Below are 15,560 nucleotides of genomic sequence, written 5' to 3'. Positions count from 1 at the left end.
CCCGCGCCACCTGTAGGAGCCGGCTTGCCGGCGAATTGCACAACATCAATCAGAGACTGAAGCCGCCATCCAGAGGAATGATGTTGCCGGTCATGTAGGCCCCCGCAGTGCTTGCCAGGCTGATGGCCAGGGCGGCCATTTCCTCTTCCCGGCCCCAGCGTTTCATCGGGATCAGCGCCACGTCTTCGGCCAGGGCCTGTTCATCGTTACCGATGTGCTGAGTCATCTTGCTGGGAAAACGTCCCGGCGCGATGACATTGACGTTGATGTGCTGGCTCACCAGCTCCCGGGCGAGGATCCGCGACATCTGGTGCAGCGCCGCCTTGCTCGGGCCATAGGCGTAGGCCTGTTCGCCGAAGGAGCTGATTCCGGCCACCGAGCCGATATTGATGATGCGGGCCGGATGGGCCGCCGAGCCGGCACGGCGCAGCAGCGGCAGCAACTGCTGGATACAGCTAAACACCGAAGTCACGTTCAATTGCATGACCTTTTCCCAACCCTTGGCCGGGTAGCTTTCCAGTGGCGCGCCCCAGGTCGTGCCGGCGTTGTTCACCAGGATGTCCAGGGAGTCGAGTTGCTGGCCCAAAGTGGCGGCAAGCTGCTGCACGCCTTCCTCACTGGCCAGGTTGGCGGCCAGCCCCCGGCACTCTCCGAATGCGGCCAGTTCCTCGGCGACCTGCTGGCAGGCGTCGGGATCACGGGCGCAGATATACACCCGGGCGCCGGCTTCGACAAAGGCCTTGGCAATCATCTTGCCGATACCACGGGTGCCGCCGGTCACCAGGGCGGTGCGGCCTTGCAGGGAGAAATAGGGATGCATGGGAAGTCCTGAGCAGATAGGTGTGTGCCTACCCTAGTCCTCAGGCGCTTGCCGGGGAGCCACTATTGCCTGGGGCAATAGCGGCTCATCAGGGCCGCTAAGAATGTACAGCGGCCGCGCAAGGGGTTCAGCCGCGTACGCGCAGGGTCAGGCCCTTGAGAAAGTTGCGCAGCAGCTGATCGCCGCACGGGCGGTAGTTGGTGTGGCCGAACTTGCGGAACAGCGCGCTCAGTTCCGGCTTGGACACCGGGAAGTCGGCCGCCTTGAGCACGGCGTGCATGTCGTCTTCCTTGAGTTCGAAGGCCACTCGCAGCTTCTTCAGAATGATGTTGTTGGTGACCGGCAGTTCGATCGGCAGCGGGGGACGGCTTTCGTCCTTGCCGCGCTTGAAGATCACCAGGCCATCGAGGAAGTGCGCCATGACTTCGTCCGGGCAATGCACAAAACCTTCTTCCTCATCCTTCTTCAGGTAGCTGACGACATCGTCCAGGCTGACCTTGAAGCCGGTGAGCTTGATGATCTCGACGACCTTCTTGTCGCTGATGTCGAGCATGTAGCGCACGCTGCGCAGTACATCGTTATGAATCATGGTTACAGTCCTGATCAATGCGCGTGGAGCGCCGCGCCAGGGCACGGCGTCTGAATGGGGGCGGCTTTAGAACTTCTCTTTGGCCGACAGGTAGCGCCACTGGCCCAGCGGCACCTTGCCGATGGACACGCCGCCGACTCGTATGCGGCGGATGGCGACGACCTTGAGGCCGACGGCCTGGCAAAACAGCGCAAGCACGCCCGGCTGCGGGTTCTTCATGGCGAAGCGCAGGCGGTTCTCGTTCTGCCAGCTGGCTTTTACCGGTGGCAGCTCGCGGCCTTTGTAGGTCAGGCCGTGGTTCAGGCGGTTGAGCCCGTGGTCGATCATCTCGCCTTCGACCTCGACCACGTATTCCTGCTCGATCTTGGCCGCGTCGGCAGTCAGCTTGCGCAGCACTTTCCAGTCCTGAGTGAACACCAGCAAGCCGCTGGCGTTGGGCTGCAGGTCATCGCTGGCGGTCAGGCGCAGGAAATGCCCGCGCAATGGACGTTTGCCGTAGCGGTGTTCTTCGGACAGGCTGTCGGCGCCAATGGACTGCATGGCGCTGTCCAGGTCCTGGCCGGCGGGCACGTTGAGCAGAATGGTCACCGGCTCCGGTGCAGTGGCCTTGGCCTCGGGGTCCAGAGCGACGGTTTGCGCGCCAACCTTGAACTGCGGTTCGTCGATGACTTCGCCGTCTACGGTGACCCAGCCGCCCTCGATGAACAGCTCAGCCTCCCGGCGGGAGCAGCCGACCAGTTCGATGAGGCGTTTGGAGAGACGAATCGGGTCAGTCATGACAGGGGCCGTAACAAAAGAGGGCAGCTATTGTACCTGCCTGGCGCCGGTTAATCGCGGGTCCATTTGCCGGCTGTGGCTTTTAGCCGCGTCGGGCCTGCAGTTGTGGTTGTTTCAGGCGCATGTGCAGCAACGGGTAGGGCTGGCCCATACCGTCCTGCTCAGAGCGGCCGACCACTTCGAAGCCTTGCTTGAAGTAGAAGCCCAGGGCTTGGGGGTTCTGCTCGTTGACGTCCAACTGCTGGGCATTGAGGTGTTCCACCGCGTACTGCAGCAGCTGGCGGCCCAGGCCTCGGCCCCGGTGGGCCGGGTCGATAAAGAGCATTTCCACCTTGCCCGCCGCGACCCCGGCAAAGCCGGTGATGCGCTGGCGTGCATCGCGGGTGCAGATCAGCATCACCGCGTCCAGGTAGCGGGTCAGCACCAGTTTGCGCAGCAACTCTATATAGCTGTCCGGGAGAAAGTCGTGGGTGGCACGTACCGAGGCTTCCCAGACCTGGGTGAGTTCCGGGTAATCGCTGAGTTTGGGTGTATGCACGACCGAGTGTTGGCGCATGCCGCCTGCCCCTGAAGTGATAGGCCGCAGTGATTGCAGGCCTGGCAGAGCAAACGATAGACCGAAAAAAGCCCCGCATCTCGTGGCGAGAGCGGGGCTTGGCAGTTTTTTTACGCCTTACAGGGTTTCGGCCCAGAGGTCGTATTCGTCGGCGTCGGTCACCCGGCACCAGACCTTGTCGCCCGGCTTCAGGTCGCCCGCGCCGTCGATGAACACATTGCCGTCGATTTCCGGGGCATCGAAGAAGCAGCGGCCCACGGCGCCATTCTCGTCGACTTCATCGATCAGCACTTCGATTTCCTTGCCGATGCGCTGTTGCAGGCGTGCCGAGCTGATTTCCTGCTGGTGCGCCATGAAGCGCTCCCAACGGTCCTGCTTGACCTCGTCCGGGACCACTTCCAGGTCAAGGTCGTTGGCTGGAGCGCCTTCCACCGGCGAGTACTGGAAGCAGCCGACGCGGTCCAGTTGGGCTTCGGTCAGCCAGTTCAGCAGATACTGGAAATCTTCTTCGGTTTCGCCCGGGAAGCCGACGATAAAGGTCGAACGGATGATCAGTTCAGGGCAGATCTCGCGCCAGTTCTTGATTCGCGCCAGGGTCTTGTCTTCGAAGGCCGGGCGCTTCATGGCCTTGAGCACTTTCGGGCTGGCATGTTGGAACGGGATGTCCAGGTACGGCAGGATCTTGCCGGCGGCCATCAGCGGAATCAGCTCGTCCACGTGCGGGTAGGGGTACACGTAGTGCAGGCGAACCCATACGCCCAGGGTGCTCAGGGCTTCGCAGAGCTCGGTCATGCGGGTCTTCACCGGCGCGCCGTTCCAGAAGCCGGTGCGGTACTTGACGTCGACGCCATAGGCGCTGGTGTCCTGGGAGATCACCAGCAGTTCCTTGACCCCGGACTTGACCAGGCGCTGGGCTTCGTCGAGCACATCGCCCACCGGGCGGCTGACCAGCTTGCCGCGCATCGACGGGATGATGCAGAAGCTGCAGCTGTGGTTGCAGCCTTCGGAAATCTTCAGGTAGGCGTAGTGCCGCGGGGTCAGCTTGATGCCTTGCGGCGGCACCAGGTCGATCAGCGGGTTGTGGTCCTGTTTCGGTGGCACCACTTCGTGCACGGCGTTGACCACCTGCTCGTACTGTTGCGGGCCGGTGACCGCCAGCACGCTAGGGTGCACGTCACGGATATTGCCTTCTTCCACGCCCATGCAGCCGGTGACGATGACCTTGCCGTTTTCCTTGATGGCTTCGCCGATCACTTCCAGGGATTCGGCCTTGGCCGAGTCGATGAAACCGCAGGTGTTGACCACCACGACGTCGGCGTCCTGGTAGGTGGAGACCACGTCATAGCCTTCCATGCGCAGTTGAGTGAGGATGCGCTCGGAGTCGACCAGAGCTTTTGGGCAACCCAGGGATACGAAGCCGACTTTCGGGTTGGCCGGCGCGGAGGGGGTGGACATGTCTAACCTCGGTATTGGGTGTCGAGCCACTTGGGGGGCAAGTGCGACGGTTGGGCGCTGGCTGCGCCTCTGATCAAAAAGTGCGCAATTCTAGCGATGGTCGAAGCGCTTGACCAGCTTTATGCGGGGGAAATACGACGAGCGCTGGACTATGCTTCGTCCCGTTATGCCCGGTTGCTTTCATACGGTGTTAGTTGGTGCCTTAGTGGTAATAAGAATCTGCAAATTACATGGCAAACTGCGCAACTTAAGAGAATAGCGCTTGTATAACCTTGCGCTTTCTATATAAGAAGCCCCGGTCTTGAGTAGTAGGAGTCATTGATGGGTCAGGCAAGTAGTCAGGCGGCGAGTGGCGAGCACTCCGGGGGCAAGCCTCTGGGGATGCTGGTGGCGGCGGTCGGGGTGGTGTATGGCGATATCGGCACCAGTCCGCTCTACACCCTCAAGGAGGTGTTTGCCGGCCATTATGGGGTTCAGGTCAATCACGACGGGGTGTTTGGCATCCTGGCCCTGATTTTCTGGTCGTTGGTCTGGGTCGTCTCGATCAAGTACGTGCTGTTCGTCCTGCGGGCCGACAACCAGGGCGAGGGCGGCATCATGGCCCTGACCGCGCTGGCCAGGCGGGCTTCCGGTTCCTATCCGCGCTTGCGTTCGATGCTGGTGATTCTGGGCCTGATCGGGGCGGCGCTGTTCTATGGCGACAGCATGATCACCCCGGCGATTTCCGTGCTGTCGGCGGTAGAGGGCCTGGAGCTGGCATTCAGCGGCCTGGAACACTGGGTAGTGCCGATGGCGCTGGTGGTACTGGTGGCTTTGTTCCTGATCCAGAAACACGGCACTGATCGCATCGGCAAGCTGTTTGGCCCGGTGATGGTGGCCTGGTTCGTGGTTCTGGGCGGGCTGGGGGTCAATGGCATTCTCCAGCACCCCGAGGTGTTGCAGGCGTTGAACCCGATGTGGGGCGTGCGCTTCTTCATTGTCCATCCGGGCATGGGGGTCGCCATCCTCGGGGCGGTGGTTCTGGCATTGACCGGTGCCGAAGCCTTGTACGCCGACATGGGGCACTTTGGGCGCAAGCCCATTGCCCGGGCCTGGTTTGCCCTGGTGTTGCCGGCGCTGGTGCTGAACTACTTCGGCCAGGGCGCGCTGCTGCTGGAAAACCCTGAAGCCGCCCGCAACCCCTTCTACCTGCTGGCGCCGAGCTGGGCCCTGATTCCGCTGGTGGTGCTGGCCACCCTGGCCACAGTGATCGCGTCCCAGGCGGTGATTTCCGGGGCTTTCTCCCTGACTCGCCAAGCGATCCAGTTGGGTTACATCCCGCGGATGCACATTCAGCACACCTCCAGCGCCGAGCAGGGGCAGATCTACATCGGCGCGGTGAACTGGGCGCTGATGGTGGGTGTGATCCTGCTGGTGCTCGGTTTCGAGTCCTCCGGTGCCCTGGCTTCGGCCTACGGCGTGGCAGTGACCGGGACCATGCTGATCACCAGCATCCTGGTGTCGGCGGTGATCCTGCTGCTGTGGAAGTGGCCGCCGATGCTGGTGGTGCCGCTCCTGGTGGGCTTCCTCCTGGTGGACGGGCTGTTCTTCGCCGCCAACGTGCCGAAGATCGTCCAGGGCGGTGCCTTCCCGGTGCTGGCGGGGATCGTGCTGTTCATCCTCATGACCACCTGGAAGCGCGGCAAGGAGTTGCTGGTGGACCGCCTGGACGAAGGTGGGCTGCCGCTGCCAATCTTTATCGGCAGCATCCGCGTACAGCCGCCGCATCGGGTGCAGGGCACTGCCGTGTTCCTCACCGCCCGTCCAGACGCCGTGCCCCACGCCTTGCTGCACAACCTGTTGCATAACCAGGTGCTGCACGAACAAGTGGTGCTGTTGACGGTGGTCTACGAGGACATTCCGCGAGTGCCTGCAAATCGGCGCTTCGAGGTGGACTCCTATGGTGAAGGTTTCTTCCGGGTGATCCTGCACTTCGGCTTCACTGACGAGCCGGATGTACCGGAAGCCCTGAAACTGTGCCACCTGGATGAACTGGACTTCAGCCCCATGCGGACCACCTACTTCCTCAGCCGTGAAACCGTGATCGCCTCCAAGCTGGTGGGCATGGCCCGCTGGCGCGAAGCGCTGTTCGCCTTCATGTTGAAGAACGCCAACGGCAACCTGCGCTTCTTCAAGCTGCCGGTGAACCGGGTGATCGAGCTGGGCACCCAGGTCGAGATGTAACCCCGAGCCAACAAAAGCCCCCGCTGCCGAAAGGCAACGGGGGCTTTTTCGTTTCACGGCCCTGTAGGAGCGAGCTTGCTCGCGATAACGGACCGGCCATCGATATCGATGCTAATGACAGGACGGTTTCTCCCGGAGCCCACCGGCCCCGAGATCGCCCTTGGTCGTTACGCGGCTAACGCCTGCACCACATCGTCCACCACCGCCTTGCCCATGGCGCTCAGGTAGTACGCTGCCCAGGCGTGACGATCGCTGTCCTTGCTGTAGGCGGCGTCCTTGGCAAAGGCCTTGGCCAGGGGCGGCAGGTCGGAGGCTTCCCACAAACCTAATCCGTCCCCAATCAGTGAGGGCATTTATACCGTCGATGTAAAAAAGCCCCCGCAACCTGAGGCTGCGGGGGCTTTGTCGGGCGAGGCTCGGCTCACTCTTGAGCGGTGGCCTGATCCTTGGCCTGGCGCTTCTCGATGGCATCCACCAGGCGCTTGGCCAGTGCCGGGTAGTTCTCATCGAAGTGATGGCCCCCTGGCAGCTTCATGGCTTCACCAACGGCGGTCTTGTCGGTGCAACCGCTTTCATCGACCTCTTCCACGCCGTAGATGCACACCACCTTGGCGGCCGGCAGCTTGGCCATTTCCGGGCCGGTAGCGGCTTCCTTGCCGGCGTTGCCCAGCCAGCCTTCGACTTCAATCTCGAAGCTGCCGGTGCGGGCGAAGGCCAGCAGGATAATGGCGTCGACACGCTGCTGCTCGGCTTCCGGCAGGCGGTTGTAGATGGCAGGCAGCACGTCGGCGCCGAAGGAGTAGCCGGTCAGCACGAAGCGCTTGGTGCCCCATTTCTGCCGGTAGTGCTGCATCAGCTCGGTGAGGTCGATGGCGCTCTGTTCCGGGGTCTTGTGCTGCCAGTAGTAGCGCAGGGTGTCGATGCCCACCACCGGGTAGCCGATCTTGGCCATTTCGCCGGCCACGTCGCGGTCCAGGTCGCGCCAGCCGCCGTCGCCGGAGAGGAACAGGGTCACGGTGTCCTTGGTCTGGCCGGCCGGCACTTCCACCACGGGGATGCTCAGGCCGCCGTTTTCCGAACCCACCAGCAGCTTGCGCAACTCGTTGTTCAGCACCTGGGGCAGGTGGATGTCGTAGTCGCTGATGCTGGTGGTGGCGTTGGGGGTATCACGCACGAAGCCGGCGCTTTCGTCATCCGGGTTGTCGTTCCAGGCCACCAGCCAATGGCCGTGGGCCAGGGTCTTGGGCAAGGGATCGGTGCAGCCGGGCGCCGGGTTGATGGTGAAGCCTACCGACACGGCCTGGGCCTTGTCGTCGTTCTGGCTGGCGATCCAGCGCCAGGCCAGGGCTGCGCCCGGGCCGATGCCGCTGACCAGGGTGGCCGGGCCGGCGAGTTGCGGCAGGGCGTTCTGCAGGGCTTGTTCCTGCAGCTTGCAGTCGTCCTTGGGCAGGACCACCTGGACGATCTGCGCCGCGCCGCTGCGGCTCAGGGCCAGCAGTTGCTTGTCGGTCAGGGTCGCGTCAGGCAGCACTGCCACCACTACCCGGGCCTTGGCCTGGGTACCTGGGGTCACGCGGGTCAGGGTCGAGCCGTCGGCCTGAGTCAGTTGTTCCAGGGTCGGTTCGGGAGCGGGGCGGTTCCACCACCAGTAGCCGCCACCTGCAATCAGAGCCAGCACCACCAGGGTCGCCAGCAGGTACCGCCAAGAGCGTTGAATCATTAGCGTTTCACCAATCCAGTCAAGCCGCCTGCGATCAGGGCGGCAGTGTCGGCCAGTGCAACCAGCGGGTCCAGCCCTGCCGGCACGGCCATGTAACGGGGTTCCCAGTCAGGCTGGAACTTGTCTTTGAAACGGCGCAGGCCCTGGAAGTTGTACAGCTGTTCGCCACGGCGGAACACCATCGAGCCCAGGCGCTGGGTCAGCGGTGCGCCACGCCGTGGTTGCAGGCCGGACAACGGCACCATCCCCAGGCTGAAGCGGGCATATCCATGATTTTTATAATGCTGGATCAGGCCGACCATCATGAACTCCATGGTCAGCTTCGGCGCGTCCGGGTGCGCGCGCATCAGGTCGAGGCTGGCCAGGTCGTGGCTGTAGGTCTCGAGCAGGTTGGCGAAGGCCACCGGGCGCCCTTCAAAACGAATGATGGCGATGCGAAAGTGCTTGAGATAGTCGTCGCTGAAGCGGCCCAGGGAGAAGCCTTTCTCGCGGACATTCTTGCCGGTGAGCCAGGCGTCGGAGATCACTTTCAGCTCGTCCATCGGTGCTTGGCCCGGCTCGTGGATCTCCAGCGACAGGCCGTCGCGGGTGCCACGGTTCCAGGTGTAGCGCAGGTCCTTCATCTCCTTGCCCTTGGCTTCGAGATCAAAGCGCTGCAAGTCGACCCGGGCTTCTTCGCCGAGCTTGATCGCGGTCAGGCCGATGTCCATGTAGTAGGGCAGGTTCTCCGCCCGTACCTGGTAGAACACCGGGCGCGCGTGGTGCACGTCGCACAGGTCGCGGAACTGCCAGATCATTTCCGCGCGTTGCTGGGTCGGGCCGATGGGGTCGTACAGCGCCACCAGGCTGCGGCCGCGGCGGGCGTACATGAGGAAGGCGTCGTCGTTGGGGTGGAACAGCAGCGCCTTGTCGCCGGTCAGGGCCAGGCCGCCATCGGGTTGGGACGAGGCCATGAGGATCTTCGCAGCTTTGTCCAGCTCCTCGCTGGTGGGCAGGTGGATCACCGGGCGCGCGGTGCGCAGCAGCCAGGTCAGGGACACCACCAGCAGCAGCACCGCGGCGCCCAGCAGCGAGCGCAGACCGCGGGGCGCATCTGCGTCGAGGGTGAACTGCCACCACAGTTGATGGCTGTAGGGCACGTCCTGATAGGCGAACAGCAGCAGCCAGATGGAAGCCCCCAGCACGCAGACGCTGGCCACCAGGTACAGCGGCGAGAACGGCAGTTCAGTGAGGCGGCTGGGGCGATAGAACGAGCGGCGGAACACGGCCAGCAGGCTGGCGGTGAGGGTCATCAGGCAGGCTTCTTCCCAGTCAAAACCCTTGAGCAGGGAGAGCAGGGCACCCACCAGCAACAGAATGGTGGTCAACATCCAGGCCGCCGACAGGCGCCGGCGCAGGCCCTGGGCCAGCAGCAGGCAGAGCACGCCGATCAGGCTGGCGCCGAAGTGCGAGGCATCCACCAGGCGATGGGGAATCAGGAAACCGATGTGTTGCAGACGGGTATCGATTTCCGGGGTGGCACCGGAAAACAGCAGCACCACACCGGAGAGGAACACCAGCACCGCGAGGATCGGAGCGGCCAGGCCGGACGCCACCCGCAGCGATTGGCGGGTCTGGAACAGGCGCTGGGCTTCGTTGATCAGCAGCAGGACGCAGGCCACCAGCATCGGTAGCACCACGTAGATCAATCGGTACAACAGCAGTGCCGCAGCCAGGGGCGCGGCACCGAGCTTGTCGGCGAAGGCCGCCAGCAGGATGGCTTCGAACACCCCGACGCCGCCGGGCACGTGGCTGAGCACACCTGCGGCCAGGGCCAGCAGGTACACCAGCAGGAAGGCGCCGAACGGCGGCGCTTCGGGCAGCAGCAGATAAAGTACGGTGGCGGCCGCAGCGACGTCCAGGGCGGTGATGATCAGTTGCAGGAAGGTCAGGCGGCGTCCGGGCAGGCGCAGGGTGCGGCGGCCGACGCGCACCAGCAGGTTGTCGCGCAGGGGCTGTTCCGGCAGGCGCCGGCGATAGATGCCGATGGCCAGCACCGCTCCCAGCAGCAGGATGGCCAGGGCGATGCCCGCCAGCAGGCTTTCCGGCAGGCGCAGGGCCGCGGAGGCTGCCGGCAGGTTGCTCAGTGTGGCCAGGGCTGCCAGCGGAGGCAGGGCACAGCCCAGGGACAGGCTGGCGAACAGGGTCATGTGGGCCACATCGGCGGCCCCCAGCCCATGGCGGGCGTACAGCCGGTAGCGCACTGAACCGCCGGAGAGCAGCGACAGGCCTATGGCGTTGCCGATGGCGAAGGCCGTGAAGCCGCCCAGGGCCAGGGTGCGGCCGGGCAGGTTGACCCCGGCATAGCGGCTGGCGGACCACTCGTAGCCCAGCAGGATGATGAAGCCGACGATGGTCGCGCCCAGCGCGCCGAGCAGGGCCGGCTTGGGCACGTCGAGGATCGAGTCGTGCAGTGCGTAGAAGTCCAGCTCGCTGAGCAGGTGGCGACAGGCGATCAGGGCAATGGCGAACAGTAGCAGGGTCACGGCCAGGCCCAGCGGCTGGCGGTATTTGCTCAACAGGTCCAGCCAGCGCAAGCGAGTGACTGTAATGGGTTGAGTGGCGGTAGCGGTATCGGCGTCTTGTGAATCAGACATGTTGGCGCGCATCAATCACCTCGTGGATTGTGCGCGACAGGATGGGGGTATCCAGCCAAGTTACCAATCCCTGTAGAAAAAATAATTTCAAATATTAACGCGTCTCACCGTGGCCCGGCGAGCCTGCGCGATCAACGCAAGGTGGTTGCCCCGAGACAGAGCATAGCTTGCATGGTGAAGAGTCGACGCGCTGCTAAAGGTTCGCAACACATTGTCAGATCATTGTTGCCAAAGGACTTTTTCGACAGATACAAAAAAGGCCACTCTTTCGAGCAGCCTTTTTTGATGTTTGGTTGCGGGAGCCGGATTTGAACCGACGACCTTCGGGTTATGAGCCCGACGAGCTACCAGACTGCTCCATCCCGCGTCTGTGTGGCGGCATTCTACAGGCGAACGACCGAGTGTCAACCGTTAATGGTCCCAGAGGTCAAATTAACGTCGAAAACCTGGCTGGCCGACTTAAGTCATGGACCTGCAAGGAGTTTTACAGGGCGTGAAGGTAGGGAAAAACACGCGCGCACAAAAAAGGCCACTCTTTCGAGTAGCCTTTTTTGATGTTTGGTTGCGGGAGCCGGATTTGAACCGACGACCTTCGGGTTATGAGCCCGACGAGCTACCAGACTGCTCCATCCCGCGTCTGTGTGGCCGGATTCTACAGAGCTGGCAGATCCTGTCAATCATTAAATTTTGAAAATTGCTTCCGGTTCAATCGCTTAGCTTCCTTGAAGGGGCTTTTCGGAAGGCTCGGGCCTAGCTAGAACGGGGCTTGCAGCTCTATTGAAGGTGTTGTTGTCATTGAGCAGATAAATTCAGCCGGGCCTGATGAAGATCAGCGCGAAGATGCAAGGTACTGGTGCTATATACAGGTGTCGGTAGATACTTGCCTTCTGCTTTCATTGCGACCTGTGCCTTCCATGATCTCTGCCTTTATATGATGCAGCGCAAAATCATCCACATTGACTGCGATTGCTTCTACGCCGCCATCGAAATGCGCGACGCCCCGCACCTGGCCAGCAAGCCGCTGGCGGTGGGCGGGTCAGCGGATCGACGGGGGGTGATTGCTACCTGCAATTATGAGGCGCGGGCCTATGGGGTGCGCTCGGCCATGTCCTCCCGGCACGCCCTGACCCTGTGCCCGGACCTGGTGATCGTCAAGCCGCGCATGGAGGCCTATCGGGAAGCCTCCAAAGAGATCCATACGATCTTTCGCGACTACACCGACCTGATCGAACCCCTGTCGCTGGACGAGGCCTACCTGGATGTTTCCGAAAGCCCGAGCTTTGCCGGCAGCGCCACGCGTATCGCCCAGGACATTCGCCGTCGGGTTTCCAATCAGTTGCACATCACCGTGTCGGCCGGGGTGGCGCCGAACAAATTCCTGGCGAAGATCGCCAGTGACTGGAAAAAGCCCAACGGTCTGTTTGTGATCACCCCTGACCAGGTGGAGGATTTCGTCTCCGAGCTGCCAGTGAGCAAGCTGCACGGTGTGGGCAAGGTCACGGCGGACAAGCTTGGGCGCCTGGGCATTGTCGACTGCCTGCAATTGCGGGACTGGAGCAAGCTGGCGCTGGTGCGCGAGTTCGGCAGTTTTGGCGAGCGTCTGTGGAGCCTGGCCCGGGGCATCGATGAGCGGCCAGTGCAGAACGATAGCCGGCGGCAGTCGATCAGCGTGGAGAATACCTACGACGTGGACCTGCCGGATCTGGACAGTTGCCTGCAGAAGTTGCCGGAACTGATGGAGATCCTGGCGGGGCGCATGGCGCACATCGACAGCAGCTACCGGCCGGGCAAGCCTTTCGTCAAAGTGAAGTTTCATGATTTTACCCAGACCACCCTGGAACAGGCGGGGGCGGGGCGTGACCTGGAGAGTTATCGGCAATTGCTGACCCAGGCCTTCAAGCGCGGCGGCAAGCCGGTGCGCCTGCTGGGAATTGGCGTGCGTCTGCAGGATATGCGCGGCGGTCATGAACAGCTGGAGCTGTTCCGAGGGGGGGTGTAGGGGCTGGCCGGTTGCGATCCATCCGAGGCATCGCTTTCGCCGGCAAGCCGGCTCCTACAGGGGGTCAGTTGCTGCCGGGGTCGGCCACCAGGCGGCCGGCATTCTTGGTCAGGGACTTGAGGAACTCGTTCTGCAGCTCCGGATCGTTGCGGGTCAGCTCGATCAGGCTTTGCTCCAGTTCGCTGGCTTCTTCCTCCAGGCCCAGCTCCGACAGGCGCTTGACCCGGTGCACCCACTGGCTCACCTCATCATCTTCCAGGTCGTCGTAGATCAGTGCATGGGCTTCCTGCAACTTGCTGCGCAGGCCGCTGCTGATGCTCAGGGAGGAGTCCGAATGCACTTCGTCCTGAGCGTCTTCGACACTGATCTGCAGCTTGCCGATGTGATTCAGGTCCTGCTCGGAAAACGGATTGTCCAGCAGGTTCAAGCGCAGCACGCCATTGCGGTCGGTGCTCAGCTCGTAGGTCTGCTTGCCGGCCTTGACCTGCACCGGACGCTCGCTCCATGGCAGGCTCGAATACTCCAGGCGCTTGTCGCGCTGGACTTCATCGATGGCTGCCAGGTTCTGCTGGGCACGGCCATGGGACGGCATGTTCATGAACGGGTTGAGTCCGGACACGCCGTAGCTGATCCAGTCCTTGGTCACGCTGTCCGGCAGGTTGCCCAGGGCGAACACATTGACCACATTGGCCCCGACGCCCGCCACCAGTGCCACCGCGCCCAGCGGGATCTCGTAGATCTCGCGCCAGGGTTGGTAGGGCGTGTAGCGATCGTAGCGGCGAGTGACCTCGAACTCGGTGACTTCGAAGGTCTTCTGTTCGTGAATGCGCACTCGGCGTTGCGGTAGCTCAAGCACCTTAGGCTCACCGACATCGATCTGCAGGCTGTGATCGAGCAGTTTGCGCTCGACACGTTCCTCGTGTTCGCTGCGTTGCGACATCTGGTTGGCACAGCCGCTGACCAGCAGGGCGCCGCATAAAGCGGCGCCCCCGAGGCTTAAGGTGTTTCGCTTGAACATGACTTCTCTATCTGGTTTCAGCGACGGATACGGGCTTGAAGGAAGGACAGTACGTCGGCCACGGGCAGTGCTTGCGCCTCGGCTTCGGTACGGCTCTTGTATTCCAGGTTGCCTTCGGCGAGGCCGCGGTCGCTGACCACGATCCGGTGAGGAATGCCGATCAGCTCCATGTCCGCGAACTTGATGCCCGGGCTGGTCTTCTTGTCACGATCGTCCAGCAGCACTTCGAAGCCGGCAGCGGTGAGTTCCGCGTAGAGCTTGTCGGTGGCTTCGCGAACCTGCTCGGTTTCGTAGCGCAGTGGCACCAGGGCAATCTGGAACGGCGCCAGGGTGTCGCTCCAGATGATGCCGTTGGCATCGTTGTTCTGCTCGATGGCAGCAGCCACCACACGGGATACGCCAATGCCGTAGCAACCCATTTCCAGGGTCACCGGCTTGCCGTTTTCGCCCAGCACTTCGCACTTCATCGCCTTGCTGTACTTGTTGCCCAGCTGGAAGATGTGCCCGACTTCGATGCCTCGCTTGATTTCCAGGGTGCCCTTGCCGTCCGGGCTCGGGTCGCCGGCCACCACGTTACGCAGGTCGGCCACGGTCGGAACCGGCAGATCGCGTTCCCAGTTGACGCCGAAGTAGTGCTTGTCGTCGATGTTCGCACCGATACCGAAGTCGCTCATCAGCTCGACCGAGCGGTCGATGATGATCGGCAGCGGCAGGTTCAGCGGGCCGAGGGAACCGGCGCCGGCGCCAATGGCGTCACGCAGTTCGGCATCGGACGCCATGACCAGCGGGCTGGCAACGCCAGGCTGGTTGGCGGCCTTGATTTCGTTGAGTTCGTGGTCGCCACGGATGATCAGGGCAATCAGCTTGCCTGGCTCTTCGGCGTGGACGATCAGGGTCTTGATGGTCTTTTCAATCGGCAGATTGAATTTTTCCACCAGCGCGGCAATGGTCTTGGTGTCTGGCGTATCGACCAGGCGCAGTTCTTCGGCTGGCGCTGGGCGCGAGGTTTCGCGAGGCACGGCCTCGGCCTTCTCGATGTTCGCCGCGTAGTCGGAGCCGTTGCTGAAGACGATATCGTCTTCACCGGATTCGGCCAGCACGTGGAATTCGTGGGAGCCGGCGCCGCCGATGGAGCCGTTGTCCGCTTCAACCGGGCGGAACTTCAGGCCCAGGCGGGTGAAGACATTGCAATAAGCCTGGTGCATGCGGTCGTAGGTGACCTGCAAGGACGCCTGGTCGGCGTGGAAGGAGTAGGCGTCCTTCATGATGAACTCGCGGCCGCGCATCAGACCGAAGCGTGGGCGGATTTCATCGCGGAATTTGGTCTGGATCTGGTACAGGTTCAGCGGCAGCTGCTTGTAGCTGCTCAGCTCGTTGCGAGCCAGATCGGTGATCACTTCTTCGTGGGTCGGGCCGGCGCAGAAATCGCGACCGTGACGGTCTTTGAAGCGCAGCAGCTCCGGGCCGTATTCTTCCCAGCGACCGGATTCCTGCCACAGCTCAGCCGGCTGAGTGCTCGGCATCAACACTTCAAGCGCGCCCGCGGCGTTCATTTCTTCGCGAACGATGGCTTCAACCTTGCGCATCACCCGCAAGCCCATCGGCAGCCAGGTGTACAGGCCGGAAGCCAGTTTACGGATCATGCCGGCGCGCAGCATCAGCTGATGGCTGATCACGACCGCGTCGGAAGGCGTTTCTTTCTGTGTGGCGAGCAAATATTGACTGGTGCGCATGGTAGGCCGTTGTCGGTTGCTGAAGACTGGAAGT

Annotated in this window: 11 protein-coding genes, 2 tRNA genes and 1 pseudogene; 2 read left to right on the top strand and 12 right to left on the bottom strand. The window is 62.6% G+C overall.

Going from position 1 to position 15,560, the window contains the following annotated elements:
- Nucleotides 1-49 precede the first annotated feature (49 nt).
- The 5 genes from F6S12_RS16855 to rimO form a co-directional block, all read right to left on the bottom strand.
- Nucleotides 50-820 carry an SDR family oxidoreductase gene (locus tag F6S12_RS16855; RefSeq protein WP_053149360.1) on the bottom strand — a complete coding sequence of 257 codons (771 nt, stop codon included), beginning with the start codon at nt 818-820 and terminating at the stop codon, nt 50-52.
- 127 nt (nt 821-947) lie between these two features.
- Nucleotides 948-1,409, bottom strand: a complete 462-nt coding sequence (locus F6S12_RS16850) for a DUF1456 family protein (RefSeq protein WP_011059591.1) — start codon at nt 1,407-1,409, stop codon at nt 948-950.
- 66 nt (nt 1,410-1,475) lie between these two features.
- Complete coding sequence (locus F6S12_RS16845; protein ID WP_152686001.1) at nt 1,476-2,186, bottom strand: rRNA pseudouridine synthase; 711 nt, start codon at nt 2,184-2,186, stop codon at nt 1,476-1,478.
- 82 nt (nt 2,187-2,268) lie between these two features.
- Nucleotides 2,269-2,742, bottom strand: a complete 474-nt coding sequence (locus F6S12_RS16840; protein ID WP_152686002.1) for a GNAT family N-acetyltransferase — start codon at nt 2,740-2,742, stop codon at nt 2,269-2,271.
- 117 nt (nt 2,743-2,859) lie between these two features.
- Nucleotides 2,860-4,197: a 30S ribosomal protein S12 methylthiotransferase RimO gene (gene rimO, locus F6S12_RS16835; protein WP_011059594.1), complete on the bottom strand. Its 1,338-nt coding sequence runs from the start codon at nt 4,195-4,197 to the stop codon at nt 2,860-2,862.
- Nucleotides 4,198-4,578: 381 nt separating this feature from the next.
- On the opposite strand from rimO, the gene F6S12_RS16830 reads away from it, so the two are divergent.
- Nucleotides 4,579-6,420, top strand: coding sequence for a potassium transporter Kup (locus F6S12_RS16830; protein WP_370059471.1), 1,842 nt, complete (start codon nt 4,579-4,581; stop codon nt 6,418-6,420).
- A gap of 167 nt (nt 6,421-6,587) precedes the next feature.
- Here the strand turns inward: F6S12_RS16830 and F6S12_RS16825 are convergent.
- The 5 genes and pseudogenes from F6S12_RS16825 to F6S12_RS16805 form a co-directional block, all read right to left on the bottom strand.
- Nucleotides 6,588-6,743 (bottom strand): annotated as a pseudogene (locus F6S12_RS16825) (DUF3077 domain-containing protein); the annotation flags it as partial.
- 98 nt (nt 6,744-6,841) lie between these two features.
- A complete protein-coding gene (locus F6S12_RS16820) occupies nt 6,842-8,140 on the bottom strand; it encodes a virulence factor family protein (protein WP_123430172.1) in 1,299 nt (432 codons plus the stop codon).
- Complete coding sequence (gene mprF, locus F6S12_RS16815; protein ID WP_011059597.1) at nt 8,140-10,788, bottom strand: bifunctional lysylphosphatidylglycerol flippase/synthetase MprF; 2,649 nt, start codon at nt 10,786-10,788, stop codon at nt 8,140-8,142. The genes F6S12_RS16820 and mprF overlap by 1 nt, the downstream gene beginning before the upstream one ends.
- A 278-nt stretch (nt 10,789-11,066) precedes the next feature.
- A tRNA-Met gene (locus F6S12_RS16810) sits at nt 11,067-11,143 on the bottom strand.
- Between the two features lie 192 nt (nt 11,144-11,335).
- Nucleotides 11,336-11,412 (bottom strand) — tRNA-Met (locus F6S12_RS16805).
- A gap of 295 nt (nt 11,413-11,707) precedes the next feature.
- Between F6S12_RS16805 and dinB the strand changes: the two genes are divergently transcribed.
- Nucleotides 11,708-12,775 carry a DNA polymerase IV gene (dinB, locus tag F6S12_RS16800; protein WP_077933440.1) on the top strand — a complete coding sequence of 356 codons (1,068 nt, stop codon included), beginning with the start codon at nt 11,708-11,710 and terminating at the stop codon, nt 12,773-12,775.
- Nucleotides 12,776-12,839: 64 nt separating this feature from the next.
- Here dinB and F6S12_RS16795 read toward each other — a convergent pair whose 3' ends face one another.
- Together F6S12_RS16795 and F6S12_RS16790 are read right to left on the bottom strand one after the other, a co-directional pair.
- The gene (locus F6S12_RS16795) at nt 12,840-13,793 is read right to left on the bottom strand and encodes a hypothetical protein (RefSeq protein ID WP_011059599.1); all 954 of its coding nucleotides are present in this window, start codon (nt 13,791-13,793) and stop codon (nt 12,840-12,842) included.
- A 17-nt stretch (nt 13,794-13,810) separates the two neighbouring features.
- Complete coding sequence (locus F6S12_RS16790) at nt 13,811-15,526, bottom strand: proline--tRNA ligase (RefSeq protein WP_015634388.1); 1,716 nt, start codon at nt 15,524-15,526, stop codon at nt 13,811-13,813.
- Nucleotides 15,527-15,560: the final 34 nt, after the last annotated feature.

Origin of the sequence: Pseudomonas sp. JV245A (genome assembly GCF_032424515.1) — a bacterium.
In the GTDB taxonomy this organism is placed as follows: Bacteria; Pseudomonadota; Gammaproteobacteria; order Pseudomonadales; family Pseudomonadaceae; genus Aquipseudomonas; species Aquipseudomonas protegens.
The sequence above is the reverse complement of the archived record's forward strand: the minus strand, read 5'-3'. Positions and strand labels throughout refer to the sequence as shown.

Bases quoted from the DNA above. Each gene is read 5' to 3' on its own strand.
- F6S12_RS16855 (WP_053149360.1), bottom strand. From the start codon at position 820: ATGCATCCCTATTTCTCCCTGCAAGGCCGCACCGCCCTGGTGACCGGC.
- F6S12_RS16850 (WP_011059591.1), bottom strand. From the start codon at position 1,409: ATGATTCATAACGATGTACTGCGCAGCGTGCGCTACATGCTCGACATC.
- F6S12_RS16845 (WP_152686001.1), bottom strand. From the start codon at position 2,186: ATGACTGACCCGATTCGTCTCTCCAAACGCCTCATCGAACTGGTCGGC.
- F6S12_RS16840 (WP_152686002.1), bottom strand. From the start codon at position 2,742: ATGCGCCAACACTCGGTCGTGCATACACCCAAACTCAGCGATTACCCG.
- rimO (WP_011059594.1), bottom strand. From the start codon at position 4,197: ATGTCCACCCCCTCCGCGCCGGCCAACCCGAAAGTCGGCTTCGTATCC.
- F6S12_RS16830 (WP_370059471.1), top strand. From the start codon at position 4,579: ATGCTGGTGGCGGCGGTCGGGGTGGTGTATGGCGATATCGGCACCAGT.
- F6S12_RS16820 (WP_123430172.1), bottom strand. From the start codon at position 8,140: ATGATTCAACGCTCTTGGCGGTACCTGCTGGCGACCCTGGTGGTGCTG.
- mprF (WP_011059597.1), bottom strand. From the start codon at position 10,788: ATGCGCGCCAACATGTCTGATTCACAAGACGCCGATACCGCTACCGCC.
- dinB (WP_077933440.1), top strand. From the start codon at position 11,708: ATGATGCAGCGCAAAATCATCCACATTGACTGCGATTGCTTCTACGCC.
- F6S12_RS16795 (WP_011059599.1), bottom strand. From the start codon at position 13,793: ATGTTCAAGCGAAACACCTTAAGCCTCGGGGGCGCCGCTTTATGCGGC.
- F6S12_RS16790 (WP_015634388.1), bottom strand. From the start codon at position 15,526: ATGCGCACCAGTCAATATTTGCTCGCCACACAGAAAGAAACGCCTTCC.